The 25,439-nt window shown below is 40.9% G+C and carries 22 protein-coding genes and 1 tRNA gene; 10 read left to right on the forward strand and 13 right to left on the reverse strand.

The genetic code is table 11. The features are described from left to right. Nucleotides 1-4: 4 nt before the first annotated feature. The 8 genes from L0B70_RS06900 to L0B70_RS06935 form a co-directional block, all read right to left on the reverse strand. Nucleotides 5-472 carry a hypothetical protein gene (locus L0B70_RS06900; protein ID WP_235141095.1) on the reverse strand — a complete coding sequence of 156 codons (468 nt, stop codon included), beginning with the start codon at nucleotides 470-472 and terminating at the stop codon, nucleotides 5-7. After that, a complete protein-coding gene (locus tag L0B70_RS06905; RefSeq protein WP_235141096.1) occupies nucleotides 453-1,079 on the reverse strand; it encodes a DUF4254 domain-containing protein in 627 nt (208 codons plus the stop codon). The genes L0B70_RS06900 and L0B70_RS06905 overlap by 20 nt, the downstream gene beginning before the upstream one ends. Before the next feature lie 12 nt (nucleotides 1,080-1,091). Then, a complete protein-coding gene (locus tag L0B70_RS06910; protein ID WP_235141097.1) occupies nucleotides 1,092-1,334 on the reverse strand; it encodes a twin-arginine translocase TatA/TatE family subunit in 243 nt (80 codons plus the stop codon). Between the two features lie 32 nt (nucleotides 1,335-1,366). Continuing rightward, the gene (locus L0B70_RS06915) at nucleotides 1,367-2,950 is read right to left on the reverse strand and encodes a peptidoglycan DD-metalloendopeptidase family protein (protein WP_235141098.1); all 1,584 of its coding nucleotides are present in this window, start codon (nucleotides 2,948-2,950) and stop codon (nucleotides 1,367-1,369) included. Beyond that, a complete protein-coding gene (locus L0B70_RS06920; protein ID WP_235141099.1) occupies nucleotides 2,947-3,738 on the reverse strand; it encodes a DUF4292 domain-containing protein in 792 nt (263 codons plus the stop codon). Before L0B70_RS06920 ends, L0B70_RS06915 begins: the two co-directional genes overlap by 4 nt. 94 nt (nucleotides 3,739-3,832) lie before the next feature. Next, nucleotides 3,833-4,861 (reverse strand): sugar phosphate nucleotidyltransferase, encoded by a 1,029-nt coding sequence (locus L0B70_RS06925; RefSeq protein ID WP_235141100.1) that lies wholly within the window; start codon nucleotides 4,859-4,861, stop codon nucleotides 3,833-3,835. A gap of 53 nt (nucleotides 4,862-4,914) precedes the next feature. Beyond that, nucleotides 4,915-5,346 carry a dUTP diphosphatase gene (gene dut / locus L0B70_RS06930; protein WP_235141101.1) on the reverse strand — a complete coding sequence of 144 codons (432 nt, stop codon included), beginning with the start codon at nucleotides 5,344-5,346 and terminating at the stop codon, nucleotides 4,915-4,917. A gap of 1 nt (nucleotide 5,347) precedes the next feature. Further along, nucleotides 5,348-6,799, reverse strand: coding sequence for a lipopolysaccharide biosynthesis protein (locus tag L0B70_RS06935; protein WP_235141102.1), 1,452 nt, complete (start codon nucleotides 6,797-6,799; stop codon nucleotides 5,348-5,350). A gap of 138 nt (nucleotides 6,800-6,937) precedes the next feature. Between L0B70_RS06935 and L0B70_RS06940 the strand changes: the two genes are divergently transcribed. The 7 genes from L0B70_RS06940 (at nucleotide 6,938) to L0B70_RS06970 (ending at nucleotide 17,713) form a co-directional block, all read left to right on the forward strand. After that, a complete protein-coding gene (locus L0B70_RS06940; RefSeq protein WP_235141103.1) occupies nucleotides 6,938-8,278 on the forward strand; it encodes a dihydroorotase in 1,341 nt (446 codons plus the stop codon). Between the two features lie 64 nt (nucleotides 8,279-8,342). After that, nucleotides 8,343-11,270 carry a pitrilysin family protein gene (locus L0B70_RS06945; RefSeq protein ID WP_235141104.1) on the forward strand — a complete coding sequence of 976 codons (2,928 nt, stop codon included), beginning with the start codon at nucleotides 8,343-8,345 and terminating at the stop codon, nucleotides 11,268-11,270. Between the two features lie 484 nt (nucleotides 11,271-11,754). Next, nucleotides 11,755-12,636 carry an SDR family oxidoreductase gene (locus L0B70_RS06950; protein ID WP_235141105.1) on the forward strand — a complete coding sequence of 294 codons (882 nt, stop codon included), beginning with the start codon at nucleotides 11,755-11,757 and terminating at the stop codon, nucleotides 12,634-12,636. A 78-nt stretch (nucleotides 12,637-12,714) separates the two neighbouring features. Further along, the gene (locus L0B70_RS06955; protein ID WP_235141106.1) at nucleotides 12,715-14,940 is read left to right on the forward strand and encodes a M1 family metallopeptidase; all 2,226 of its coding nucleotides are present in this window, start codon (nucleotides 12,715-12,717) and stop codon (nucleotides 14,938-14,940) included. 263 nt (nucleotides 14,941-15,203) lie between these two features. Further along, nucleotides 15,204-16,391 (forward strand): acyl-CoA dehydrogenase, encoded by a 1,188-nt coding sequence (locus tag L0B70_RS06960; RefSeq protein ID WP_235141107.1) that lies wholly within the window; start codon nucleotides 15,204-15,206, stop codon nucleotides 16,389-16,391. Between the two features lie 3 nt (nucleotides 16,392-16,394). Continuing rightward, the gene (locus L0B70_RS06965) at nucleotides 16,395-17,120 is read left to right on the forward strand and encodes a PIG-L deacetylase family protein (RefSeq protein ID WP_235141108.1); all 726 of its coding nucleotides are present in this window, start codon (nucleotides 16,395-16,397) and stop codon (nucleotides 17,118-17,120) included. Continuing rightward, nucleotides 17,120-17,713, forward strand: coding sequence for a class I SAM-dependent methyltransferase (locus tag L0B70_RS06970; protein ID WP_235141109.1), 594 nt, complete (start codon nucleotides 17,120-17,122; stop codon nucleotides 17,711-17,713). The genes L0B70_RS06965 and L0B70_RS06970 overlap by 1 nt, the downstream gene beginning before the upstream one ends. On the opposite strand, the gene L0B70_RS06975 is transcribed toward L0B70_RS06970, so the two are convergent. Together L0B70_RS06975 and L0B70_RS06980 are read right to left on the reverse strand one after the other, a co-directional pair. Continuing rightward, nucleotides 17,674-18,861: a glycosyltransferase family A protein gene (locus L0B70_RS06975; RefSeq protein WP_235141110.1), complete on the reverse strand. Its 1,188-nt coding sequence runs from the start codon at nucleotides 18,859-18,861 to the stop codon at nucleotides 17,674-17,676. The genes L0B70_RS06970 and L0B70_RS06975 overlap by 40 nt on opposite strands. A 226-nt stretch (nucleotides 18,862-19,087) precedes the next feature. Further along, nucleotides 19,088-19,158, reverse strand: a tRNA-Gln gene (locus L0B70_RS06980). A 148-nt stretch (nucleotides 19,159-19,306) separates the two neighbouring features. Between L0B70_RS06980 and recA the strand changes: the two genes are divergently transcribed. Continuing rightward, entirely contained in the window at nucleotides 19,307-20,314 is a 1,008-nt protein-coding gene (recA, locus tag L0B70_RS06985; RefSeq protein WP_235141111.1) for a recombinase RecA, read from the forward strand. A gap of 436 nt (nucleotides 20,315-20,750) precedes the next feature. After that, nucleotides 20,751-22,646: a molecular chaperone HtpG gene (htpG, locus tag L0B70_RS06990; RefSeq protein ID WP_235141112.1), complete on the forward strand. Its 1,896-nt coding sequence runs from the start codon at nucleotides 20,751-20,753 to the stop codon at nucleotides 22,644-22,646. Nucleotides 22,647-22,800: 154 nt separating this feature from the next. Here the strand turns inward: htpG and L0B70_RS06995 are convergent, their stop codons facing one another. After that, nucleotides 22,801-23,106, reverse strand: coding sequence for an MGMT family protein (locus tag L0B70_RS06995; RefSeq protein WP_235141113.1), 306 nt, complete (start codon nucleotides 23,104-23,106; stop codon nucleotides 22,801-22,803). 52 nt (nucleotides 23,107-23,158) lie between these two features. On the opposite strand from L0B70_RS06995, the gene L0B70_RS07000 reads away from it, so the two are divergent. Then, nucleotides 23,159-23,305 (forward strand): hypothetical protein, encoded by a 147-nt coding sequence (locus L0B70_RS07000; RefSeq protein WP_235141114.1) that lies wholly within the window; start codon nucleotides 23,159-23,161, stop codon nucleotides 23,303-23,305. A gap of 200 nt (nucleotides 23,306-23,505) precedes the next feature. Here the strand turns inward: L0B70_RS07000 and L0B70_RS07005 are convergent, their stop codons facing one another. Continuing rightward, nucleotides 23,506-24,129 carry an autotransporter outer membrane beta-barrel domain-containing protein gene (locus tag L0B70_RS07005; RefSeq protein ID WP_235141115.1) on the reverse strand — a complete coding sequence of 208 codons (624 nt, stop codon included), beginning with the start codon at nucleotides 24,127-24,129 and terminating at the stop codon, nucleotides 23,506-23,508. Nucleotides 24,130-24,363: 234 nt separating this feature from the next. Next, complete coding sequence (locus L0B70_RS07010) at nucleotides 24,364-25,338, reverse strand: deoxyhypusine synthase family protein (protein WP_235141116.1); 975 nt, start codon at nucleotides 25,336-25,338, stop codon at nucleotides 24,364-24,366. Between the last annotated feature and the right edge of the window lie 101 nt (nucleotides 25,339-25,439).

Raw genomic sequence — 25,439 nt, forward strand, 5'->3', positions numbered from 1 at the left:
AAAATTAATTTTTAGAGGTAGAGAGCGGGTCCTTTGGAATATTGCTGTTCAAAAGAGACATATTGGTTTTTATGCGAACCAGATAGCGGTTCAGAACTTCGTCATCCTCGCTGTTCAGGAATTTTCGAAGTTTTTGTAATTTTTTGTAAGAAGTCTCGAATTTTATTTGGGAAGTTTCAAGACCCTTCAAATTAAATTCTTCCATTGCGCCAATATGATCTTTCAGGTGATACTTTAAATTTTGGACCTCTTTATTAACGGCATCATTTCTAAATTTCGGAAAAGAACCCATTAAATTGGTGAGTTCGGACGCGTAGAAAATTAAATTAGTTTTTTCCTCCAAGGTGTAAGTACGCCCTGTTCTGCTTTCCGCAGAACCCGCACTACTAACCGGAGAAAGATTTATTTTTTCGACGGAGCAGGATAACAGGAATAGAAATAAAAGAAAGTAACTAAATTTTAGCTTGATCATTTTTCACATTTTGATAGAGGATCGGATTAAGACTATCATCATTATACATTTTCATCTGTTTGTAGATTTTCATCTTAATTTTACCGTTCTCTATATCAAAAAGCAATTGATCAATCGCTTCAGACAAGTCTGTTTTTTGTTCTTCTAAGACGCGGAGTTTTTCGGAACAGGAAAGTCTGTGCTCATCGCTCGCCGACATTCTGTTGGCTTCCTGCGACATGTGATATACTTTTAATGCCAAAATCGATAATCGGTCAAAAGCCCATGCAGTCGTTTCGGTGTTGATCTTGGCATCGGAATTTGGTGAGATATCACTATATTTTTTATAAAACCAACTGTCAATAAATTCAACCAAATCAGTTCTTTGTTGGTTTGAAGCATCAATTGTTCGTTTGATTTTAAGCGCTGCATCCGGTGCTATTTCGGGATCCCGAATAATATCCTCCAAATGCCATTGAACGGTATCAATCCAATTCTTTGCATACAAAAGCCATTCCAAACTGCCGTTGGGATAAGGGTTGGTAATAGGCGAAGTTACATTGTCCAAAAGGTGGTAGTCATTTATCGACTGATTGAAGATTTTCCACGCAGTATCGGTCATACTCATCAAAACAGAAATTTAGTGCGTAGGCGTATTATTGTTGTTGCTAGTGCTTGTGGTACCGGTAGGATTTGGGTTGCTCAGCGGATCTTCGGGAGATTTCTTATCCTCTTCTTTGACGGCATCTTTAAACTCCTTAATACCGGAACCTAAACCTCTCATCATTTCCGGAATTTTTCTTCCTCCAAAAAGAATAAGTAAAATAATTGCAACGATTAATAAATGTTGCCAAGAAAGTGCTAATATTACTAGTGTTTGCATACTGAAATTTTTACAAAGTTAATTTATATTTATCAATTAATCCAACCTAATGGATCTACGGGATTCGTTCCGTTCCAAATTTGAAAATCGAGGGTGTAGGTTCCGTCAAAATCTGCTCCAACCGCGCCAATCGGTGTTCCTGCGGAAACCTGTTGATTTGCGGAAACCATGGTATTGGCAAGGTTCGCATAAATTGTGAAATAATCACCATGTTTTACAAAAACCATTTTTGTTCCGTCGCCGGAGGCTACCACTCTGGAAACTGTTCCCGGCGCCACGCATTTTGCCACCGTGCCTTTCTGAACCGAAATCTTAATCCCATTGTTTTCTTCCACGATATTTTTGAAAACGGGATGAGGTTGTCTTCCAAACCTGTGCGTGATGGTGCCATACGCCGGCATTCCCATTTTCCCACGGTTCGAGGCGAAATTGTTTCCTACGGCGCTCGATACGCCATAATTGGTCATCGCTTTGCTTTCTGCCGCTTTTTTATCATCATCATTTTTCTTCGATAATGTTGCTTCTGCTGCTCTGGCAGTTGCGGCTTTATCTGCTGCAGCTTTTGCATTGGCTGCGGCAATGGCTGCGTCTCTTGCCGCTGCTGCTCTTCGGGCTTCTGCTTTTTCTGCATCGGCGGCTTTTTTAGAATCTTCGGTCTTCTTCAGATCTGCTGCCGCCGCTATTTTCGAACGTTCGAGTTCTTCCTCTGCTTTTCGTTCTGAAATCTCTTTTAATCGTTTCGCTTCTTCATCAGCTTTCCTTTTTTCGAGGGCAAGCGCCTCCAGTTTAGCTCTGTTTTCAGCTTCGATTTTTGCCTTTTCCCTTTCTGCCGCAATTTTCGCCAAACGAACTTTTTCTGCTTCCGCTTTTCTGTTGGCTTCTTCTTTCGCTTTGGCAATTCGTATCTCTTCTGCAATAATCGACCGGATTTGGCCTTCCAGTTGTTTAGATTCCGTTTGCTTTTGCTTAAGTTCGGCGGTCAGCTGAACTTCATTTTTCTTAAAGTCCTGAAGAAGATTTTCTTTCTGTTTCTTTTCTGCTTCAATGGTTAACAGATCTTTCTGCTGGTTGGAGAGAATCATTTCTTTATCTTTTGCAGATTTCTTTTTTAAAGCAACATTTTGAAGAAGTTCCCGCGCAACGTCGGAAATCTCCGCTGCTTTTTTATCCTGATAATCGGAATAATCTTTCAGATACTGAACTCTCCGTAATGCTTCGCCCAGATTTTTGGAAGATAAGATAAAGGTTACTTTATTCTGGACACCTTTGTTTTTATAGGCTTTCACCAAAACCTCTGCATAATTTTTTCTTAAAACTGCCAACTCCTTATTCTGGCGGTTAATTTCTAACTGACGAAGATAAATATCGTCCTCAATAAGTCGTTTTTCTTTTTGGGTATTGGTATAAACTTTTTCGCGAAGCTGAATTTTTTTGTTGACTTCATTTAAGTAAGCGACGGAAAGTTTAGATTCTTTTTGAGTTTTTGCCAGATTGGCGTTAATAGAGGCAATTTGTTTTTTAAGTTCTATATTTTGCTTTTGAAGTTGTTCCTTTTTCTGTGAGAATAAAATTCCGCACAAAAAAACTCCTATTAAAAAGCCTAATTTCTTAATCATTTGATCTCAGTTTTCATATAATTATTGGGAACGGAGTACGGAGTATCCATTTTCGAACTCTCAAATCTCGTGTTTTCCAATAAAATCTGGCTAGTTTTTGTGCCCTTTATTATTATTTTAACATTCTTTGGCAACCGGATGTTTTCAAAGCCCGTCCAATTAGAATACGAGATTTCCAGCTGGTTGGTTTTATTTTTATCTTCCAGGTGCACCTGGGTCAAATCAAAATCAGTTGAATAATCCATCATTACGCTATATTCGGAAACTTCGCCATTATTCTCAAATTTTAAATTTTTTGAGGAAGTCAATCTGTAACCCTGTGCGTTTTTTGTTAAGTTGAAATCTTTGTCATTAACCGGAATGAAAGTTTTTCCAATTAAGAGATTTTGCAGAGAATTGAAGTCGATAAAATTTACATTCAGCAACTTATTCAAATAAGTAAAATCGGATTCGATGTAGGTTTTGTTCCATTTTTCGTAACCTTTTATGCCGTCTGGCGTTGCAATTCCCCGTCCTACATTTAAGAAAACGGCAATCATATTCATCCAGACCTTTTGCCCGTTTTCAATATAAATCGTCGCGTCTAGAGTTGGAATAAAACTTCCGTTTTCGATATTGACTTTCGAATTAATTTTGAGTTGCTGAAAATTTGGATTTTCTTTTATTTTAGTGAAGAACGCTGTGTTTCCGACCACCGGATTGCTTGTTCCCACGGGATTTGTCGCTGTGTTTGTTTTGCAGGACATCATCAAAACGGCCGTAAGCAGAAGCAGGATATATTTTTTCATATTATTCTTTAGTTATGGGCAAGGTTTGCAATAGTAACGCCAAACCCTAAGAAAGATTTTGTATGGTTAGTGTGCATCTATTTATGAGGTCATATTAATGTCCGTTCGTATTCGAGAGGAAATCCAAAACCGAAAAATCACCCAGTGAAATTTCCCGGGCGACGCCATAATACTGGGCAGAATTTCCGATCATTGAATTGCTTAAATTACCATGATCGATTGTTGTATTTTCCTGAATCAAGGAATTGTCGATGTTCGAATTGATCACTTTTGTATTGTTCCCGATAGAAACGCGAGGTCCAATTTTGGAGTTCGAAATCTCCACATTTTCTCCGATGAAACACGGCGGAATAATCATGCAGTTTTCAATTTTGGCAGAAGCCGGATAATCGGCCACGTTTTCGCGTTCGTATTCCAAAACTTTTCCGTTGGTCTCTACGGTGGCGTTTTTATTTCCGCAATCCATCCAGTCATCCACTTTTCCGAGAGAGAATTTCGAGCCTTTTTGGCGAAGATTTTCCAAAGCGGTTGTCAACTGATATTCGCCGCCTTGTTTAATGTCGTTGTCCATTATATAATTGATCTCCGACATGAGTTTTTCGGCGGAACTGAAATAGTAAATTCCGATGATCGCCAGATCCGAAACAAACGTTTTCGGTTTTTCTACGAAATCGGTGATAAAACCATAATCATCAAGTTTAACCACCCCAAAGGCGGAAGGATCCTCCACTTTTTTTACCCAGATCACGCCGTCCGAATTTTTATCGAGTTTAAAATCTGCTTTAAACAAAGTATCGGCAAACGCCACAACCACGTCTCCCTGCATCGACTGTTCGGCACATTTGATGGCGTGCGCTGTTCCAAGCGGTTCGTCCTGCGTGTAAACGCTTCCTTTGGCACCTAAACTTTCTGCAATTTTAATTAGCGAAGCTTCCACCTCAGCACCAAAATCGCCAATAATAAAGGCAATCTCATCGATGTTTTCGCCGGCGACTTTTGCAATATCTTCCACAAGGCGCTGAACGATAGGTTTACCTGCGATGGGAATTAATGGTTTTGGCACCGTCAAAGTATGTGGTCTCAATCTGGAACCGCGGCCGGCCATAGGAACGATTATTTTCATATTTTTTTGAATATTTGCTGCCGGGAAGCCGGCAGATTATTTTTTGTATTTTTTTATTTTGAAGTGCTTCCGAAGCCACCGGCTCCTCGTGTAGTTTCGCCTAAAATGGTAACTTCTTCCAGTACTGCAGTTTCATATTTCGCAATCACCATTTGGGCAATTCGGTCCCCATTGGCAACCGTAAATTCTTCCGCGGACAAATTTACTAAAATAACCCCAATCTCGCCGCGGTAATCCGCATCGATGGTTCCGGGAGAATTCAGCACCGTAACTCCGTTTTTCAGCGCCAAACCACTTCTTGGGCGAATTTGCGCTTCGACGCCGGCCGGAAGTTCCAGAAACAATCCTGTTGGAACCAGTTTCCTTTCGAGCGATTTTAATGTGATATTTTCTTCAATATTCGCGTAAAGATCCATGCCTGCAGAAATTTCTGTCTGATATTTGGGTAAAGGATGGTTGGATTTATTGATGATTTTAATTTTCATATCAGTTTTTTCTTAATTGTTTTAAAGTGTCTTTTTCAACGTAAAAAATCAGGCCTAAAAAGAGCAGAAAGAAAAGGTTTCCGATGATTAAGTTTCCGTCGAGAACATAATAGGAAAGTACCGAAAGGAAAATACTCAAACTTAAATAGCCGACAATTTTTTTCATGTGATACGGAACGGGATAAAAATATTGCCCGAGGAAATAAGAAACCGTCATCATCGAAAAGTAGCTTAAAAATGTTGCCCATGTTGATGCCCAATAGCCGTACCCGGGAATAAAATAAAAGTTAACAGCAATGGTCACCGCCGCTCCTAAAACAGAAATGTAAGCGCCGAAAATAGTTTTATCGGATAATTTGTACCAGACGGACATATTTAAATAAACTCCCAGAAAAACCGCCGCGATCAATACGATCGGCACAATGGGAATGCCTTCGTTGTACGCCGGATTTGCCAGATACAGCTTTGCCAGCCAATTTAAATTCACACATAATGCGAGTAAGATAACGCAGTTCACGATCACAAAAAGATCCATCAGTTTGGCGTAAGATTTCCCTGAATTTTCGTTTTTTGCATGCGAGAAAAAGAAGGGTTCGATGCCCAAAAGATAAGCCTGGCGGAACAGTGTTAAAAAAGTGACGATCTTACATACGGCACCGTAAATCGCCATTTGTTCCGTGTTTGTTCCGTCGGGTAAGAGGTATTTTAAAAACTGGCGGTCCATGGTTTCATTCACGACGCCTGCTAAGCCTGCAATGGTAATAGGCCAGGAATACGCCATCATTTTCTTCCAGAGTGGCCAGCTGAAAGCTGCAATCCGCACCGCTTTTATCTCCTGCGCGAGAAGTAAAAACGTTACGGCACTCGCAACTAAATTCGCTACAAAAACATAACCTATTCCAAAATCGGGGTTGTAACTGAAACCAAAAATCCCCTTCGGACCTAACTTAGGCAGAACAACGATAAAAAATACGACGAGTACAAAATTGATAACGCCGTTGATGATTTTAATTAAAGCAAACTTCTTTGGGCGCCCGGTTTTTCTCAGGATGACAAACGGCATTGTTGAAAGTCCGTCCAAGCCTAAAACGAAAAGCATCATGGTGAGAAGGTTGACCTGATCCGGCGTTTTGAAAGCGATCGCTAAATCCTGCCGGAAAACAAAACAGAAAAACATGAAGAGGAATGAAGCGCCCGCAACACTGATCGTTGCTGTAGAAATCAACTTTTTCGTGTTCTCCTCTTTTTCGGCGAAACGGAAAAAAGTAGTTTCCATGCCGTGGGAAAGCAGAACGATAATGATTCCGGCCACAGAGTAAAAGTCGATAAACGGCGCCAGCGATTGCGGGCCAAAAGCGTTGGTAACAAACGGACTGATGATAAAAGGAAAAAGCCTGATGATAACTGTGCTTAATCCATAAATCGCGGTTTGTCCCAATAATTTTTTATACAAAACTTCTGAATTTCTGCAAAGATAAATAAATAGATTTGAGAGCGGTCTTTAAGTCGTTTTTAAATATTAAATTTGTGAAAACTCAGTTCCAAACGTGTGTTCGCAGTAAATTCAATTTCTAAAATTCCTTTCCGCAGCATGAAAATCCTTATCAAAAACGCCAAAATTGTTAACGAAAATAAGATCATCGAAAGTGATCTGCTCATTGAAAATGATTTGATTTCTAAAATTGGCCAAAATATTTCCGAAGAAGGTATTGATAAGATTATCGATGCTTCCGGGAAACATTTGCTTCCCGGAATTATCGATGATCAGGTGCATTTTCGCGAACCCGGTTTAACCTGGAAAGGCGATATCGAAAGTGAATCCAGAGCGGCGGTTGCTGGCGGAATTACAAGTTTTATGGAACAGCCGAACACGGTTCCAAACGCGGTTACGCAGGAACTGTTAGAAGAAAAATATAAAATCGCAGCCGAAAAATCCTTTGCGAATTATTCTTTTTTGATGGGAGGAACGAATGATAATTTGGAAGAAGTTTTAAAAACTAATCCGCGAAATGTTGCGGGAATTAAGTTGTTTCTCGGTTCATCCACGGGAAATATGCTTGTTGATAATCCCGAAACACTGGAAAAAATTTTCCGCAACGTAAAAATGCTCATCGCGGTTCACTGCGAAGATGAAGCGACCATCAAAAAAAATACAGAAATTTTTAAAGAAAAATATGGTGAAGATATTCCGGTTGATTGTCATCATCTCATCCGAAGCGAAGAAGCGTGTTATATTTCCTCTTCGAAAGCAATTGAACTGGCGAAAAAAACCGGCGCGCGGCTTCACGTTTTCCACCTATCCACGGCGAAAGAAATGGAAGTTTTCCGAAACGATATTCCTTTAAAGGAGAAAAAAATCACTGCGGAAGTTTGTGTTCATCATCTCACGTTTACGAATGAAGATTATGCAGCCAAAGGAAATTTCATCAAATGGAATCCCGCCATAAAAACACAAAAGGACAAAGACGGACTTTGGGCAGCTTTATTGGATGACCGAATTGACGTTATCGCCACCGATCATGCGCCGCATACTTTGGAAGAAAAATCGCAGAAATATTTGAAAGCACCATCGGGCGGACCTTTGGTTCAGCACGGTCTCAATGTGATGCTCGAAAATTTTAAAAACGGTAAAATTTCTCTAGAAAAAATTGTGGAGAAAATGTGTCATAATCCCGCCATTCTCTTCGAAATTGAAAAGCGTGGTTTCATTAGAGAAGGTTACAAAGCGGATCTCGTTTTGGTTGATCTGAACGAAAGTTATATTGTTTCTAAAGAAAATGTACTCTACAAATGCGGTTGGAGTCCTTTTGAAGGAAGCACGTTTCACTCTAAAATTACGCACACTTTTGTGAATGGATTTTTGGCGTTCGACAACGGAAAAGTTTCCCCGGAAAAAAGAGGCGAACGTTTACTTTTCGACCGGAATTTATAAATAATGCAAATCTTTGAAACATTTTCAAAAAAAATACGTCTAATAAGCTATTAAAATATAATATATGTTTAAAAAACTCTCCTTAGCAATGGTCACGTTGCTGTTTTCTTTGCAGACTTTTGCACAGAATCAGTTTCAGTGGAAAGAAGCCTCCGGAAACGGTTACACCTACAAATACGTAACAAATGATCCGATGCAGGCAAGATTTTACACGCTGAAAAACGGTTTGACAGTCATTTTAAGTCCTACCAAAAAAGACCCCAGAATTCAGGCCTATGTTGCCGTAAAAGCCGGAAGTAAAACCGATCCGCGCACGAACACCGGTTTAGCGCATTATCTGGAACACCTGGTTTTTAAAGGAACCGACAAATATGGTTCTTTGGATTGGGCGAAAGAAAAACCCGAACTGGATAAAATTGACGCCTTGTACGAAACGTACAACAAAACCAAAGACGAAGCGCAGCGAAAAGCAATTTACAAAAAAATCGATTCCGTTTCCGGAGTTGCCAGTAAATATGCAATCGCAAATGAATACGATAAAATGATGGCTTCAATGGGAGCGCAGGGAACAAATGCCTTCACCAGTTTCGAGCAGACCGTTTATACAGATGATGTTCCGAGCAGTTCTTTAAACAAATATCTGGCGGTTCAGGGAGAAAGATTTAGAAATCCAATTTTAAGAATTTTCCATACCGAACTGGAAGCAGTTTATGAAGAAAAAAACAGAAGTTTAGACAGTGATGGAAGCAAGGTTTTCGAAACGCTGTTTTCTGAACTCTTTAAAAATCACAATTACGGACAACAGACGACGATTGGAACGGTAGAAGATTTAAAAAACCCGTCGCTGGTTGAGATCCGCAAATATTTCAACGCATATTATGTTCCCAACAATATGGGGATTATTTTGTCGGGAGATTTCAATCCGGATGAAGTGATTGCACAAATTGACAAGGCTTTTGGTTACATGAAAAACAAACCGGTGGCGAAATATACTTTTACGCCGGAAACTCCAATTGCCATACCAGTCATTAAAGAAATTACAGGCCCGGATGCAGAAAATTTGACCATAGGTTTTAGATTGCCCGGAAATAAAGACAAAGATGTTTTGATTGCCGATTTGGTAGGACAGGTTTTAACAAACGGAAAAGCCGGTTTGATGGATTTAAACCTTGTGAAAAAGCAAAAACTGCTTCGTGCTTCTGCAGAAACTTTCACTTTAATTGATTACGGAGTTTTGTACATCAGTGCTGCGCCAACCAACGGACAAAGCCTGGAAGAGGTGAAAACGTTGGTCTTGGGCGAGATCGATAACCTTAAAAAAGGAAATTTCGACGAAGGTTTAATTACATCCATCATCAACAATATCAAAAAAAATAAAATTTATCAGTCCGAAAAATACGGCGACAGAGCAAGTGCTTTGATGGATGCCTTCACGTCGGAATTGAACTGGAGAGATCAGGTAGCTTATGTAAATGATCTGTCTAAAATTTCAAAAGCCGATATCGTTAACTTCGCGAATAAATATTTAGGCGAAAACTATGTAGCGGTTTTAAAAAGAAAAGGAGAATCTCCAGCCACCGTAAAGATCGAAAAACCACAGATCACCCCCGTGGAAACCAATGCTGATAAACAATCTGCTTTTGTGAAAATGGTGGGCGCAATGCCGGCTAATCCTTCGGCGCCGGTGTTTTTAGATTATAAAAAAGACATCCAAAAATCCAGGTTAGGAAAAGCCGAAGTGCTGTATGTTCCCAACACGGAAAATCAGATCTTTCGTTTGAAATACCGCTACAAGATCGGTTCTTTAAATGATTTGAAACAGCCGCTTGCCGCGCAGTATCTGCAGTTTCTAGGCACCGATAAAATGTCTGCGGAAGATATTTCCAAGGCTTTTTATAAAATTGCCTGCAGTTTTACGATTTCTACCGGGGAAGAATACACCACGGTTTCGCTGGAAGGTTTGCAGGAAAATTTTGACGCTGCCGTAAAATTATATGAAGATCTTATTCAAAATGTAAAAGCAGATGATGCAGCTTTAAAAAGTTTAAAAGAACGAATGGCAAAAGCCCGAAAAGACGTGAAAGCTTCCAAAGGCGCCATTTTACAGGGACTTACCAGCTATGCGCTTTACGGCGAGAAAAATAAATTCAATAATGTACTAAGTACCGCCGATTTAGAAGCCACTACGTCTGCGGAACTGGTGAGCAGAATAAAAAACCTCAACAATTACGAACAAACCGTTATTTATTACGGTCCGGCTGCGCTGAAAGACCTCGATAGCAAACTTCAAACACTGCATCCCGTTCCGGCAAAATTTGCCGTTGCGACGCCGGAAAAAGTTTTCAAACAAACCAAACAAACCAAAAATCAGGTTTTATTTGCCGACTACGATATGGTTCAGGCAGAGACGCGCTGGATTCGAAACACCGATGTTTACGATTCGAACAAGAATACGGTTGTTCAGGTATTTAACAATTATTTTGGCGGCGGCATGGGTTCTATCGTGTTCCAAACCATCCGTGAGAGTAAGGCTTTAGCCTATTCTACGTACGGTATTTATGTACAGCCACAGAAAAAAGATCAGGAATACTATATGATGAGTTATGTTGGAAGTCAGGCAGATAAATTTAACGATGCCACCACGGCGATGACGGAACTTTTGACCAAAATGCCGGATCTTAGCCAAAATTTAAACCTCGCAAAAGGACAGGTGAAAAAAGACATTCAAACCGAAAGAATTACGCAGGATAATATCATTTTCAATTATCTCGCGGCGAAGGAACTCGGTTTAAACGAAGATCCGCGCAAAACCATCTACACCTCTGTAGATAACATCAGCATGCAGGATCTGAAAACCTTCCACGACACCAATTTCTCCGGAAAACCTTACACTTACGCCATCGTGGCTTCAGAAAAAAGAGTTCCGATGAAAGATCTGGAAAAACTGGGTGAGGTAAAGAAGATTTCTTTAGAAGAACTGTTCGGGTACTAAACTTTTTAAAATAATTGATAAGAAAACTGCTCCGTGATGGGAGCAGTTTTCTTTATGTCATTGCGAGGAGGAGGTACGACGACGAAGCAGTCCCAAAGTACAAAAGCAGTGTAATCTCAATTTTTATATTTACTTGGGCGCACATTTCCACCTTCCACTCCCGCTTTTTTTCTCCTCGTTCCTCGTCAAAAAAAGAGCTCCGTTCCAGTTGGGGCGCAGATGTGATTTTGTTTGGAAATCAGGTTTAAAAAGAAAAATAGTACACGGTTTGGTGAGCGCTGTTAGAGCTCGAAGCTCTAACAGCGCTTCTTACTTGCTGCAAACTGTTATTCTTATTGGCGCTCGCTTCGCTCGCGCCCCAACTTTTCTCACCCAATCTTACCGAAACCGCATTTCCGCAAAATGGCCAAATCATTTATTTCCCGCATAATTGTTCGTAACTTTCAGAAACTAATTTCTCTTAAATTTACAAAAACAATAAAATATGAATCTGTATACCCAACCCATGCTAAAAGACGATGCTTTAAAAGGTAAAGTTGCCGTGGTAACCGGCGGCGGAAGCGGCCTCGGAAAAGCCATGACCAAATATTTTCTGCAACTCGGCGCCAAGGTTGTCATCACCTCGCGAAATATCGAAAAACTTCAGGCCACCGCCAAAGAACTGGAAGACGAAACCGGCGGGAGAGTTTTGTGCGTGGGGTGTGACGTCCGCAACTGGGACGAAGTGGAAGCCATGAAGGATGTGGCGGTAAAAGAATTCGGTCAAATCGATATATTATTGAACAACGCCGCGGGAAATTTCATTTCACCTACAGAAAGATTAACCCATTCGGCCTTTGATTCGATTTTGGATATCGTTTTGAAAGGCACAAAAAACTGTACCCTTTCCATCGGGAAATACTGGATCGATAATAAAGTACCCGGAACCGTTTTAAATATTGTCACCACGTATGCCTGGACGGGCTCTGCCTATGTTGTTCCGTCCGCCTGCGCGAAAGCCGGAGTTCTGGCAATGACCCGAAGTCTCGCCGTGGAATGGGCAAAATATGGAATCCGTTTCAACGCCATTGCGCCGGGACCTTTTCCTACAAAAGGCGCGTGGGAAAGACTGTTGCCGGGAGATCTGGCAGAAAAATTCGATATGCGGAAAAAAGTTCCTTTACGACGGGTGGGCGAACATCAGGAGTTGGCCAATCTGGCGGCGTATCTGGTTTCCGATTATTCAGCGTACATGAACGGAGAAGTGGTCACCATTGATGGCGGCGAATGGCTTCAGGGCGCGGGGGAATTTAATATGCTCGAGGAAATTCCCCAGGAAATGTGGGATATGCTCGAATCGATGATTAAAGCGAAAAAATCCAATTAATTAAAGGTTTTAACAAAATGACCCCAATGTTTGTAACAATGTTGGGGTCATTTCATACTTATACCAAAAATAATCCCAATGAATTTCAACATCTCCAAACTGCTCTTTTCGGTAGCAGTCGCATTTTCTCTTAATTTATCGGCGCAAACGGAAGCCCCAAAATATAGCTATACCGACGCCTTTAAGCCTTTCTTTTACCAGAATAATGGAACGGAAACCCGTTCTGCAAGTGGACAGCCGGGTCACAATTATTGGCAAAACAGCGCCGATTATGTTTTGAATGCGACATTGAACGAAGCGACGAACGAAATATCCGGCTCCGCGGAAATCGCGTATACGAACAACAGTTACGATGATCTAAGTTTTCTTTGGCTACAGCTGGACCAAAATTTATTTAAAAAAGATTCAAGAGGAAACGCTGTAATTCCGATGGCAGGAAGTAGAAATGGAGCTCATGGCGAAGATTTCGATGGCGGTTACACCATTAAGTCGGTAGAAATTCTTTCCGCGAACGGAAAAAAGCTGAAAGTGATGCCAAAATATACCGTTTCCGATACAAGAATGCAGATCGATCTGCCCCAGGATTTAAAGGCAAAGGGAGGCGTTATCAAATTCATTATTAATTACTCTTTTATCTCTCCAAATTACGGCTCGGACAGAATGGGGGTTGAAGCTACTAAAAATGGCAAAATCTTTACAATCGCGCAGTGGTTTCCGAGAATGTGTGTTTATGATGACATTATGGGTTGGAACACTTTGCCTTATTTGGGCGCGGGCGAATTCTTTTTGGAATACGGGAATATTACCGCCAATTTAACCGTTCCGGCCAACCAATATGTGGTGGCGTCGGGCGAATTGCTAAATCCGAAAGACGTTTATACCAACGATCAGATTAAAAAGTGGGATGCCGCAAAAAACAGCGACAAAACGGTAATGATCCGGTCTGCGGCAGAAGTTGCTTCAGGTGCGAAAACTTCCACGTCAATGAAGACCTGGAAATTTAAGATAGAAAATACGCGTGATTTTGCCTGGGCTTCGTCGTCTGCATTTATTTTAGATGCTGCCAGAATTAATTTACCCAGCGGTAAAAAATCTTTAGCCATTTCTGCCTATCCCGTCGAAAGTGATGGCGATGCAGCCTGGGGAAGATCCACGGAATATACAAAAGCTTCCATCGAAAATTATTCGAAAAGATGGTATGAATATACGTATCCAAATGCGGTGAATGTCGCCGGAAATGAAGGCGGTATGGAGTATCCGGGAATTGTATTTTGTCATATGAATTCGAAAGGAGCTGATCTTTGGGGAGTTACCGATCATGAATTTGGTCATAACTGGTTCCCAATGATTGTGGGATCGAACGAAAGAATGTTTGCCTGGATGGACGAAGGTTTCAATACTTTTATTAATGGTATTTCCGACCAGGATTTCAATAAAGGCGAATATTACAAACCGAGATCGCTCCAAAGTATGGCGATGGCTTTTAACAGTGATCAAATGGAGCCCGTGGTTACCGCGCCCGATAATTTAAAAGAAAGAAATCTGGGCTTTCTAGGCTATTACAAACCTGGTGCAGGCCTCCAAATGTTGCGTGAGAATGTTTTGGGTGAAGAAAAATTTGATAAAGCTTTCAGAGAGTACATCAAAAGATGGGCGTTTAAGCATCCGACTCCGGAAGATTTTTTCCGAACCATGGAAAATGTTTCGGGTGAAGAATTAAACTGGTACTGGAGAGGTTGGTTTATTAATAAATGGAAAATCGATCAGGCCGTAAAAAGCGTTAAATATACGAATGGTGACTTTACGAAAGGGGCCGTTATCAAAATCGAAAATATCGGTCAGCTTCCGATGCCGGTGAACATGGACATTAATTTTAAAGACGGAACCACACAAAATATAAAACTTCCCGTGGAAATCTGGAAAAGAAATTCAGAGTGGTCTTTTGAAGTTCCTACCACGAAGGAAATCGTTTCTGTTCAGCTCGATCCAAAAGGCAGTTTGCCCGACGCAAATGCTGCGGACAATATTTTTAAAATAGATCCCAATGCCGTCGTAGAAAAAGTAAATCTTAAGGAATTTACAGGAAACTTTTCCAGCAAACAAATTCCTTTAAAGATTGTAACCACCGTGGAGAATGATCAGTTGATGTTGCAGGCAACCGGTCAGCAAAAAATTCCGTTGGAATATGAAGGCGAGGGTAAATTCGGCTTTTCCGCCGCAGGAATCGAATTCCAGTTCACGAAAGACCGAAAGGGATTTACGCTGGATCAGGGCGGACAAAAATTTGAATTCAAGAAAGATTAGAATCATTTATTTGATTAAAGCCGTCTCAAAAATAATGAGACGGCTTTTTTTACGGCAGATTTTATATAATCTGAAGTCAGTAATGACCATACTTTTTTTTTAGTTTAGTAAAATATTTATGAATTTTTCATCGATCTCCGTCGCAAAGTCGAGCTTTTGCATCCGTCAATTTTCATCAAAGCCAGAGTAAATTAGACAGCAGAAAATAAAAATGGTTTTTGGTGCATTTTTTGTAATTTTAATTTCTACTAAAAAATAAAAGTTTGCAAACTTTCCTCATCGAAACTCATGCGATGGCACTGAAAAAATTACTCTCATCCGCGAAAAAAATTGGCGCACTTTCGTTGGAGGAAGCTGCCAACACCGATGCGGTGGACTCATTTCCCGAAAAAACGCTATACCAAGTTAAATCTTCCAACTTACTCACGGCCTGCATTCCAAAAATATATGGTGGTCAGGAGTTAGGCTTAAAACCTGGAACAAATTCTGCGTTGCTTTCTATCCTCAAATATATTGGCAGCGGGAATCTTGTGATGGGCCGCGTCTTGGAAGGACACATGAACGCGCAGATTCTCATCAACCAGTTTGGCACCGACAATCAAATTGAATATTTTGCCCAGCAGGCTTTTGCCGGAAAGCTTTTCGGCGTGTGGAATACGCAGGCAAATGACGGAACGGTTTTGTCTCTGCAAAAGGACGGCAGCCACTTTCTGGATGGGACAAAAACTTTCGCAACGGGCACCGATTATGTTTCGTTTCCCATTGTTACGGCAAAGCTTGCTGACGATTCATGGCAGATGTTCGCGGTACCTATTGATAAAGTTAACGCAAAAAGTGACGCGAGTTGGTGGCAGCCACTGGGAATGCGCGCCAGCCGAAGTTTCAAAATGACCTTTGAAAACACCCCGATTCCCGCAGAAAATTTGGTAGGAGAGCCAGATCAGTATTACGAACAACCTGGCTTTAGCGGTGGTGCCGTCCGTTTTGCCGCCGTTCAGTTAGGCGCAGCGGAAATGCTTTTAACGGAAACGCGGAATTATCTCCAAAATTTAAAAAGAACCGATGATCCTTATCAGAAAATGCGGTTAGGCCAAATGTCGATCGCTGTTGAGTCCGGAAATCAATGGCTTTTAGGTGCCGCAAAACAGATGGATGATTTCATGAACGAGCCGCTACCGGAAAACAGCGAACGTTTTTTGGCCTATGCGAATATGATGCGGACGGCTATAGAACAGATTTGCGTAGATGTGATGGCGCTCTGTCAAAAGTCTGTGGGCGCGAGAGGTTTAAACAAACCACATCATTTCGAAAGAATTATCCGGGATTTAAGTACTTACCTTCGCCAACCGGCACCGGATGCCGCTCTTGCAGACGTTGGCCGGTATGTGCTGAAGAATACAATATCTACTTCCGAGCTTTGGGCAACACAAACTAACACGAAAATCCTTTAAAGAATGATGCAAAACGACATCGAAAAATTACCTCTGGCACCGGAACACTGCGTGGCTGGTTTTGGGAAGACCTTAATCGTTGCACCCCACGCTGATGATGAAAGTCTGGGCTGTGGCGGTGTAATCTCTTTGCTTAGAAAATACGGTCAAACAGTTTATATTTTATTGCTTAGTGACGGTACTTTGTCTCACCCCAACAGCAAGCAGTATCCTGCAGAAAAACTTAGGGACTTGCGGGAAAATGAGTTGCAGGAAGCGGCAAGTAAACTTAACGTTTCCGCGGAAAATATTATTTTTTGCCGTTACAAAGATCGAAATGTGCCCAATAAGCTAAGCGAAGGGTTTGACGCTGCCCTTAAAAATATTACAAAAATGTTGGAGGTCTTGCAACCGCAAAGTATTTTTGTCCCCTGGCGCAGAGATCCACATCCCGACCATCGAGCTGCGTTCGACTTGATCCACGGCGCAAATGCCGGTCACGCTAAAATTTATGAGTATCCTGTTTGGCTTTACGAATTGGGCGAGGCAGAAGATGCCCCGGATAGCGAAGAAACAATGCCGTTTCGCCTGGATATTACCAGCGTTCTTTCCCAAAAACAGGAAGCGATAGCGGCGCACCAGTCACAAATCACCGATCTTATTACCGATGATCCTAATGGATTCACGCTTTCGCCCGAAATGCTTGCCCATTTTAATGTTCCTTACGAAATCTTTTTTATGTCAAAATAATGGAAGAAAAACAAACTTTAGATTCAGACTATTTTAAAAAAGTTTACGATGCCAGGGAGGATCCTTGGGATTTTGAAACGAGCGAGTACGAAGCTGAAAAATATAAAGCTACGTTAAAGGCGATACCTAAGCACAAGTATGAAAATGCTTTAGAAATCGGATGTTCTATCGGGGTACTGACGAAGCTTTTGGCAGAAAGATGTAAGAAGCTAACAGCCACCGATGTGTCCCAAAAAGCCTTGGACCAAGCTATAAAAAGGTGTCGCGAACTGAATAATGTTTCTTTCCGAAAACTGAGTTTCCCGAAAGAAATTCCGGACGATCAATATGATCTGATCATCATTTCGGAAGTTGCCTATTATTTATCTCGTGCGGACTGGAATTTTGCGATGGAGCAGTTGTATGCTAGAATGGAAGACCGGGCTCATCTGGTTTTAGTTCACTGGCTTCCCCAAGTACACGATTATCCCCAGACTGGTGATGAGGTGCATGATTCCTTTGCAAAATTGATGAAGGATAGAATGACGAACGTTTTTAACAGCAGGGCGCAGAATTACCGAATTGACGTCTGGGAAAAAGATGGGGCAGAGTAGATGACTACTTCTTTTTGAAGATCGACCAGCGCTTGGTCTAGGCAAGTCCGCGGGAATTTTTTCATCACAATAATTTCCTCCAATTTCTTAAATTTCGAATACCACTCACCAAAAAAAGGACTTTTCAGAAAAGAATGGTAAAGCATACCGTCGGTCGGAATTTCATTTGTAATTTTCTTGAAAGTTTCGTAAACGTTGAAATCCTGGCATTTGCGTACATTCCAAAGTTCGATTAAATTCCGCTTTCGTACCAAGCTCGAAACAATTGAGGCCGCAGATTCTACCATTAAACTTCTGCGTTCTGCGCCGAGATTTTTCCACAAGTTGAGTTGATAAGACAATCCCACTTCCGTTCGGCCGATCGTTCTGGCCGAGGTATGCACTATAACTTTATTGCTATGTCGAACTTTAGCGTCAATATGCTCTAATCTTTCAAAAAACGCGCAATCTTCCAGATATGCCACGTCCGGAATTCCACCCGATTTTCCGTAGCAGTCTGTTGTCACTGCAAAACTTCCATTAAAATGTTGATGGTGTCTGGGGCTGGTATCGTGCGGAGTTTTTAAAATGAGAGACTCCAATTCGGCGATTAACAGATGATATGTTTCGTCTTTTGTATGAAGATGAAGCGTCCATTGATCCACGAATTGAATTTCCTTTTGGCAGAGCAAAATTCTCCCGCCTACCGCATCGGCTCCCGCTTCAATTTCTTTCTGAGTCTGCGCGATCCAATCCGGCGCAACAACCGTATCGCCGTCGGTGGTCATTATAATTCCGCCGCCGTTTCGCATAAGTCGATGGTATGCAGCTTCCATCAAAACTTTTCGAACATATCCAATATTAGCCTGACTTTTTTGCAGCGTTGTTACTTCCAAACGAATGTGGAGATCAGGGTGTTTTTTCTGGAAATCTTTGATGTGCAGAACAGAGTTATCCGTGCAGTTGTTGGCTAATATGAGGATTTCAAAGTGTTCTAAATCTAAAGGATTACCCAAAACGTCGGTTTGGCAGGAAAAAACGCTGAGCGAATTCAGAATGTAATCCTCCTCATTTTTCACCGGAATAACAATAATTACTTTTACCGCGGGGGAAAGAGGGAATTTCGAAAACAAAGAATCGTCGTCGGGTTCGGTGAAAGAAGTCTTCAAAATTCAGAATTTTGTTTTCTCTATCAAACATCTTTCCATACTTGCAGACCTAAGATAGAATTTCGTAAAATGGCAATAATTTATCAAAATTCCTGAAATCCAAAAGATTTCGTTTAGTTTACAATGGTTAAATAGGCATCACCAAATTTGAGGAAATTAAAAATTGGCCCCAAAATCCTCAGAACAAAAAAACGCTCTGATAATCAGAGCGTTATAAATAAAAGAGTAGACCCACAGGGATTCGAACCCCAACTGACGGTACCAAAAACCGAAGTGCTACCGTTACACCATGGGTCTATGTTTATTTTGGTGGTGCAAATCTAAAAAATTTTTTCCTATCAAACAATTATTTTTTGAAAATTAATTGTAAAAATAGTTTATGATCACTCTGTTGTATCTGTTTTTCATATAATTTCCGTATTTTTGAGGAAATAAATATTTACAAATGAGCAGTATTGAAGATAAGAAAAAAGCATTGGCTTTGGTGCTTGATAAATTAGATAAAACGTACGGAAAAGGAACCGTGATGACTTTGGGCGAAGATTCTGTGGACGACAGCATCGAAGTGATTCCATCCGGATCGTTGGGTATCGACCTGGCTTTAGGCGTAGGTGGTTATCCACGCGGCAGAGTCATCGAAATTTATGGCCCGGAGTCCTCCGGTAAAACCACTTTAACTTTACACGCGATCGCTGAAGCCCAAAAAACGGGCGGAATTGCCGCCTTTATTGATGCCGAGCACGCTTTCGACCGCGGGTACGCGAAAAAATTAGGGATTAATCTGGATGACTTAATTATTTCCCAGCCCGACAATGGCGAGCAGGCTTTAGAAATCGCTGATAATTTGATCCGTTCCGGCGCGGTTGATATTGTGGTGATCGATTCTGTAGCGGCTTTGACGCCGAAAGCGGAAATTGAAGGCGAAATGGGAGATTCCAAAATGGGACTTCACGCAAGATTGATGTCCCAGGCTTTGAGAAAGTTAACAGGAACAATTTCCAAAACAAAATGTACCGTAATCTTCATCAATCAGCTAAGAGAGAAGATCGGCGTAATGTTCGGAAACCCTGAAACCACGACCGGTGGAAATGCGCTGAAGTTTTACGCTTCGGTGAGGATTGACATTAGAAAAGCGAGCGCGCCCATTAAAACAGGTGATGAAGCTGTAGGAAGCCGCGTGAAAGTGAAGATCGTGAAAAACAAAGTTGCGCCACCTTTCAAAATGGCAGAATTCGATATTATGTACGGCGAAGGAATTTCTAAAACCGGCGAAATCCTGGACGCTGCGGTGGACATGGGTATCGTGAAAAAAAGTGGCTCGTGGTTCAGTTATGCTGAAACAAAGCTCGGTCAGGGGCGTGATGCGGTAAGAGATATGCTGAAAGACAATCCGGAACTGGCGGAAGAGTTGGAAGGAAAGATCCGGGAAGAAATTAAAAATAAGAAAGCTTAGATTTCAGAGACCTTAGATTTTGAACGTAAAGTTAAAAATTTGAGATTTTGAATATATAAATTGAGACAGCAATTTTTGCTGTCTTTTTTTTTGGGTAAATGGCGAGTAAAGTATTGGGTTTAGTGAGGCGGGCGCGTGCTCGGGAGGGCTTTAGCCCGCCTTTTAGATGAGTGTTTTTGGCTCTTGCAATCTATAAAACTTCTGTTTTTTTTAAACTTACTTCGAAATTTAACCCGGCTTTGCAATAGGGATAGCAACGGAAACCCCGGACCCGCCCCGGCGGGGAGGAGTTGCAGTGGATAGCCCGACCCGAGACGCGCGGGACTTTTGGGTGGGAAAGCGAGGGGATTGCCCTAAAAAAATTGACAATGTGTCACTTTCCGCAGAATGGTGTTTTTTTTGAGAAGTCAATAACATAATTTAAAAATCAATTAACATGACAAAAGGAAATATTAATGTATCGGTGGAAAATATTTTTCCCTTAATTAAAAAGTTTTTGTACAGCGATCACGAAATATTTTTGCGTGAACTGATTTCCAATGCGACAGATGCGACCTTAAAGCTGAAACATCTGACGAGCATCGGCGAAATTAAAACCGATTACGGCCAGCCGAAAATTGAAGTTATTGTTGATAAAGACGCAAAAACACTTCGAATTATCGACCAGGGAATTGGGATGACGGGCGAAGAAGTTGAAAAATACATCAATCAGGTAGCTTTTTCCGGTGCGGAAGAATTTCTGGAAAAATATAAAGATTCCGCGAAAGATTCGGGGATTATCGGCCACTTCGGTCTTGGGTTTTACTCCGCATTTATGGTTGCAGAAAAAGTAGAGATCCTTACAAAATCTTACAAAGATGAACCGGCGGTTCGCTGGATCTGCGACGGAAGTCCGCAGTATACTTTGGAAGAAACGACCGAAAAAACAGATCGTGGGACCGAAATAATTCTGCACATCGCGGAAGATTCTACAGAGTTTTTAGAAGAATCCAGAATCCGTGAACTGCTTTTGAAATACAATAAATTCATGCCTGTTCCGATTAAATTTGGAACGAAAAAAGAAACTTTGCCTTTGCCGGACGACGCTGCCGAGGATGCAACAGCGGAAACGGTGGAAGTTGACAACATCATTAACAATCCAAATCCGGCGTGGACAAAAACGCCGAGTGAATTAACAGACGCAGATTACAAGGAGTTTTACCATGAACTTTATCCGATGCAGTTCGAGGAGCCTTTGTTCAATATTCATTTGAATGTGGATTATCCCTTTAATTTGACGGGAATTCTCTATTTTCCGAAACTGACGAACGGATTAAATATTGAAAAAGACAAAATTCAGTTGTACCAAAATCAGGTTTATGTAACCGATGAGGTGAAAGGAATTGTGCCTGATTTCTTGATGTTACTACGCGGAGTTATCGATTCTCCGGATATTCCGCTGAATGTCTCACGATCTTATTTACAGGCTGATGGCGCGGTGAAAAAGATTTCTTCCTACATCACGAAAAAAGTAGGCGATAAGATGGTTTCACTTTTCAATGAGAACCGCGAAGATTATGAGAAAAAATGGAACGACATCAAAATCGTTATCGAATACGGAATGATTTCTGAAGATAAATTCTTCGATAAATCAGACAAGTTCGCACTGTATCCAACCACCGACGGCAAATATTATTTATGGTCTGAACTGGAAGAAAAAGTCAAACCTCTTCAAACCGACAAAGACGGAAACTTCGTCATCTTGTATGCGACAAATGCCGATGAGCAGCACAGTTACATTCAAAACGCGAAAGACAAAGGCTATGAAGTTTTGCTTTTGGATTCCCCGATTGTTCCGCATTTGATTCAAAAATTGGAGCAGTCCAAAGAGAAAATTTCTTTTGCGCGGGTGGATGCTGATCACCTGAATAATTTGATTAAAAAGGAAGACGCTGCCGTTTCCAAATTGAATGAGGAGGAAAAGGAATCTTTGAAGAAAAATATTGAAGAAGCCGTTAACGACAAGAAATTTTCTGTTCAGGTAGAAGATTTAGACAGTGCAGAAGCGCCGTTTATGATTACACAACCGGAATTTATGCGCAGAATGAAAGATATGCAAGCGACCGGTGGCGGTGGTGGAATGTTCGGAATGAGCGGTTTCCCGGAAATGTATAATTTGGTCGTGAATTCTAACAGCGAACTGGCTGCAGAAATTCTGGCGAACGACAATGCAGACGAGAAGAATACGAAGATTAAATACGCGCTGGACTTGGCAAAATTATCGCAAAATCTTCTGAAAGGTAAGGATTTAACTGATTTTATCCAGAGAAGTTACCAGCAGCTGAGTAAATAATTAAAAAACGTAAAATATTTTTTGTTCTCTATTTATAGCCTTGTCAGGGTTTTAAACCCTGACAAGGCTTTTTATGACCGAATAACATTTATTAAGGCATAGTTGATCTGTTTCAGCATCTCTTTTGAAATTCTCAATTGGCGGTTGCAGGACTTTATAGTTCTTCCACCGGACTCCAAAAAATATTTTTAAAATTCTGGATTTTACCGTCTTTCACTTCTACGCCTTCCTTTCCCAATTTCCCGACAAAATCGCGCAGACAACTTGCTGTAATTTTGCCTGAAGCATTACAAACACGGTGTGCAGGAAAATCTTCATCATAATTTCGGAGCGCATTTCCAACATGTCTTGCGTGATTCGGATATCCCACCGCTTTTGCGATGGCGCCATAGCTCGTGACTCTTCCTTTTGGGATGAGTTTAATAATTTCGAAAACCTGTTGGTTGAAAAGTTCGTTCACTTGATGAATTTAACGCTAATTTCGTAAATTAGATATTACAAACATAGAAGTTATGAAAAAGAAATTCTTTATTATTCTTAATAAAATCAACAAAAAGCTTTTGCCAAAACTAGGCGGACAGGATCCTCTGAAAATGAATAAATTTCAAAAGGCCGTCTTGGCGTATCGGTATTATGTGGTGATTAATTCTTTGGATTAAAATATTTTATTTTCAGGAATATTTTCGAAAAAAAAACCGAAAGTTCTTCATAGCCCTGATGGAAGCGGCATCTTTCGATATAAAAGCGGGAATACAGCGGATAGCGCGACCTGTTCTCAAAAAATGCCAAAAACATCTTGCTCCATAAAAAAGACCCTTCCAACGATTGAAAAGGTCTTATAATGATGATAAATATAGACTTACTTTCTTTTGAATAATTTACTCAAATTTGGTTTGATCCCGATTGAAATAGGTACTGAATTAAAATTCTCATTCTGTATCTTGCTAAAAGCGTGCTGGTAACTTACCTCAGCAAACAAATTAACTGCGCCAAGATTGTATTCGATACCGCCACCGGCTTCACCGATCGCCATACCATTACTTTTGTTTTTCATCGTCACCTCTAAATTTGCTGCGTTAACGTTTGCTTGAGGCGTTAAGATAAAACCACCGCCACCGCCTGCGAAACCGTAAAAAGCCCATTTATCTACAATTTTTCGGTAACCTAAAGCTAAGTTTAGTAGATATGTTGTGGCTCTGCCTTTTTGTACTTTATAAGGATTATTATCTTCTGCGACAATTTGGTTAAATTCATAAGCATGTAAGCTCAATTTTGGATATAAAAACAAGCCTCCATTACCTAAACCGATATTCAAACCTAAAGTTGTCGAAAATTTCGGAGCAAAATAATCTGCAGTTTTACCAATAGGGATGGAGAGACCAAAACCATTTGAACTATAAAGTTTGTCCGGTCGCGTTTCCTGTGCTTTGATATTAAAAGTAATGCTTGTTAAAAATAACGCAATCGCTGTAAATAATTTCATTTTGTATTTATTGTAAATATTCGTTAAAAAAGATCGATAATTATTAATTCTTTCGAACTGTAAAAATAATCTTTTTATGCGGTGAATTGATCATTCCAAAAAAACAATTACGTGAGCAATTTTAATAATAAAACTATCGGAAATTCTTCTATTTAAAATTGAAAAAACCCTCTCAATCTTAAGACCGAAAGGGCTATATTTAAAATAATCTAAAGTCTATTATCTTTTCTCTACTTAAGAATTCTCCAAAATATAAGAGAACATCAGCGGCGCACAAATCGTGGCGTCACTTTCAACGATGAACTTCGGTGTAGTAATATCCAATTTCCCCCACGTGATTTTCTCGTTCGGCACCGCGCCCGAATAAGATCCATAGGAAGTTGTAGAATCCGAGATCTGACAGAAATAACTCCAAAACTGAATATCCGTCATTTCCATATCCTGGTACAACATCGGCACGACGCAAATCGGGAAATCACCCGCAATTCCACCACCAACCTGGAAGAAGCCGACACCTTTTCCACCGGAGTTCTTCGGATACCAGTCCGCCAGAAACATCATATATTCAATCCCGGATTTCACGGTAGAAGCTTGTAGTTCACCTTTAATGCAGTAGCTGGAGAAAATATTTCCCATCGTCGAATCTTCCCAACCTGGAACCACGATCGGCAGGTTTTTTTCTGCTGCGGCCAGCATCCAGGAATTTTCTTTCGGGATCTCATAATACTGCTCCAAAATGCCTGATAAAAGCATTTTATACATATATTCGTGCGGGAAATAACGCTCGCCCTTCGCTTCCGCATCTTTCCAGATCTCTACAATATGTTTCTGCAAACGTCGGAACGCCTCCTCTTCCGGAATACACGTATCAGTCACCCGGTTCAGCCCTCTTTCCAGCAAAGCCCACTCATCTTTTGCCGTTAAATCGCGGTAATGCGGCACTCTTTCGTAATGCGAATGCGCTACAAGATTCATCAGATCTTCCTCCAAATTCGCACCCGTACAGGAAATAATATCCACTTTATCCTGACGAATCATTTCGGCTAAGATCTTCCCGATTTCCGCCGTAGACATTGCACCCGCTAAAGTGATCATCATTTTTCCGCCGTCTTTCAAATGCGCCACATAGCCTTTTGAGGCATCCACCAACGCTGCTGAATTGAAATGCAGGTAATATTTTTCGATAAATTCTGTGATCGGTTTGCTCATAATTTTTGATTTTAGCAAAGATACTGAATTTTAAGAATTTTCTTTAGGAGCACGAAGATTTCGCTTTTGTCCGAAGATGGGTCCCGCTTTCCGCTCTATCT

Source organism: Kaistella sp. 97-N-M2 (assembly GCF_021513235.1).
Taxonomy (GTDB): Bacteria; Bacteroidota; Bacteroidia; order Flavobacteriales; family Weeksellaceae; genus Kaistella.

What these genes read in the sequence shown, in the direction of transcription:
- L0B70_RS06955 (WP_235141106.1), top strand. Translation starts at nt 12,715, where the DNA reads ATGAATTTCAACATCTCCAAACTGCTCTTTTCGGTAGCAGTCGCATTT.
- L0B70_RS06905 (WP_235141096.1), bottom strand. Translation starts at nt 1,079, where the DNA reads ATGAGTATGACCGATACTGCGTGGAAAATCTTCAATCAGTCGATAAAT.
- L0B70_RS06945 (WP_235141104.1), top strand. Translation starts at nt 8,343, where the DNA reads ATGTTTAAAAAACTCTCCTTAGCAATGGTCACGTTGCTGTTTTCTTTG.
- L0B70_RS07005 (WP_235141115.1), bottom strand. Translation starts at nt 24,129, where the DNA reads ATGAAATTATTTACAGCGATTGCGTTATTTTTAACAAGCATTACTTTT.
- L0B70_RS06950 (WP_235141105.1), top strand. Translation starts at nt 11,755, where the DNA reads ATGAATCTGTATACCCAACCCATGCTAAAAGACGATGCTTTAAAAGGT.
- dut (WP_235141101.1), bottom strand. Translation starts at nt 5,346, where the DNA reads ATGAAAATTAAAATCATCAATAAATCCAACCATCCTTTACCCAAATAT.
- L0B70_RS06940 (WP_235141103.1), top strand. Translation starts at nt 6,938, where the DNA reads ATGAAAATCCTTATCAAAAACGCCAAAATTGTTAACGAAAATAAGATC.
- L0B70_RS06925 (WP_235141100.1), bottom strand. Translation starts at nt 4,861, where the DNA reads ATGAAAATAATCGTTCCTATGGCCGGCCGCGGTTCCAGATTGAGACCA.
- L0B70_RS06915 (WP_235141098.1), bottom strand. Translation starts at nt 2,950, where the DNA reads ATGATTAAGAAATTAGGCTTTTTAATAGGAGTTTTTTTGTGCGGAATT.
- htpG (WP_235141112.1), top strand. Translation starts at nt 20,751, where the DNA reads ATGACAAAAGGAAATATTAATGTATCGGTGGAAAATATTTTTCCCTTA.
- L0B70_RS07000 (WP_235141114.1), top strand. Translation starts at nt 23,159, where the DNA reads ATGAAAAAGAAATTCTTTATTATTCTTAATAAAATCAACAAAAAGCTT.
- L0B70_RS06900 (WP_235141095.1), bottom strand. Translation starts at nt 472, where the DNA reads ATGATCAAGCTAAAATTTAGTTACTTTCTTTTATTTCTATTCCTGTTA.
- L0B70_RS06920 (WP_235141099.1), bottom strand. Translation starts at nt 3,738, where the DNA reads ATGAAAAAATATATCCTGCTTCTGCTTACGGCCGTTTTGATGATGTCC.
- L0B70_RS06910 (WP_235141097.1), bottom strand. Translation starts at nt 1,334, where the DNA reads ATGCAAACACTAGTAATATTAGCACTTTCTTGGCAACATTTATTAATC.
- recA (WP_235141111.1), top strand. Translation starts at nt 19,307, where the DNA reads ATGAGCAGTATTGAAGATAAGAAAAAAGCATTGGCTTTGGTGCTTGAT.
- L0B70_RS07010 (WP_235141116.1), bottom strand. Translation starts at nt 25,338, where the DNA reads ATGAGCAAACCGATCACAGAATTTATCGAAAAATATTACCTGCATTTC.
- L0B70_RS06970 (WP_235141109.1), top strand. Translation starts at nt 17,120, where the DNA reads ATGGAAGAAAAACAAACTTTAGATTCAGACTATTTTAAAAAAGTTTAC.
- L0B70_RS06965 (WP_235141108.1), top strand. Translation starts at nt 16,395, where the DNA reads ATGATGCAAAACGACATCGAAAAATTACCTCTGGCACCGGAACACTGC.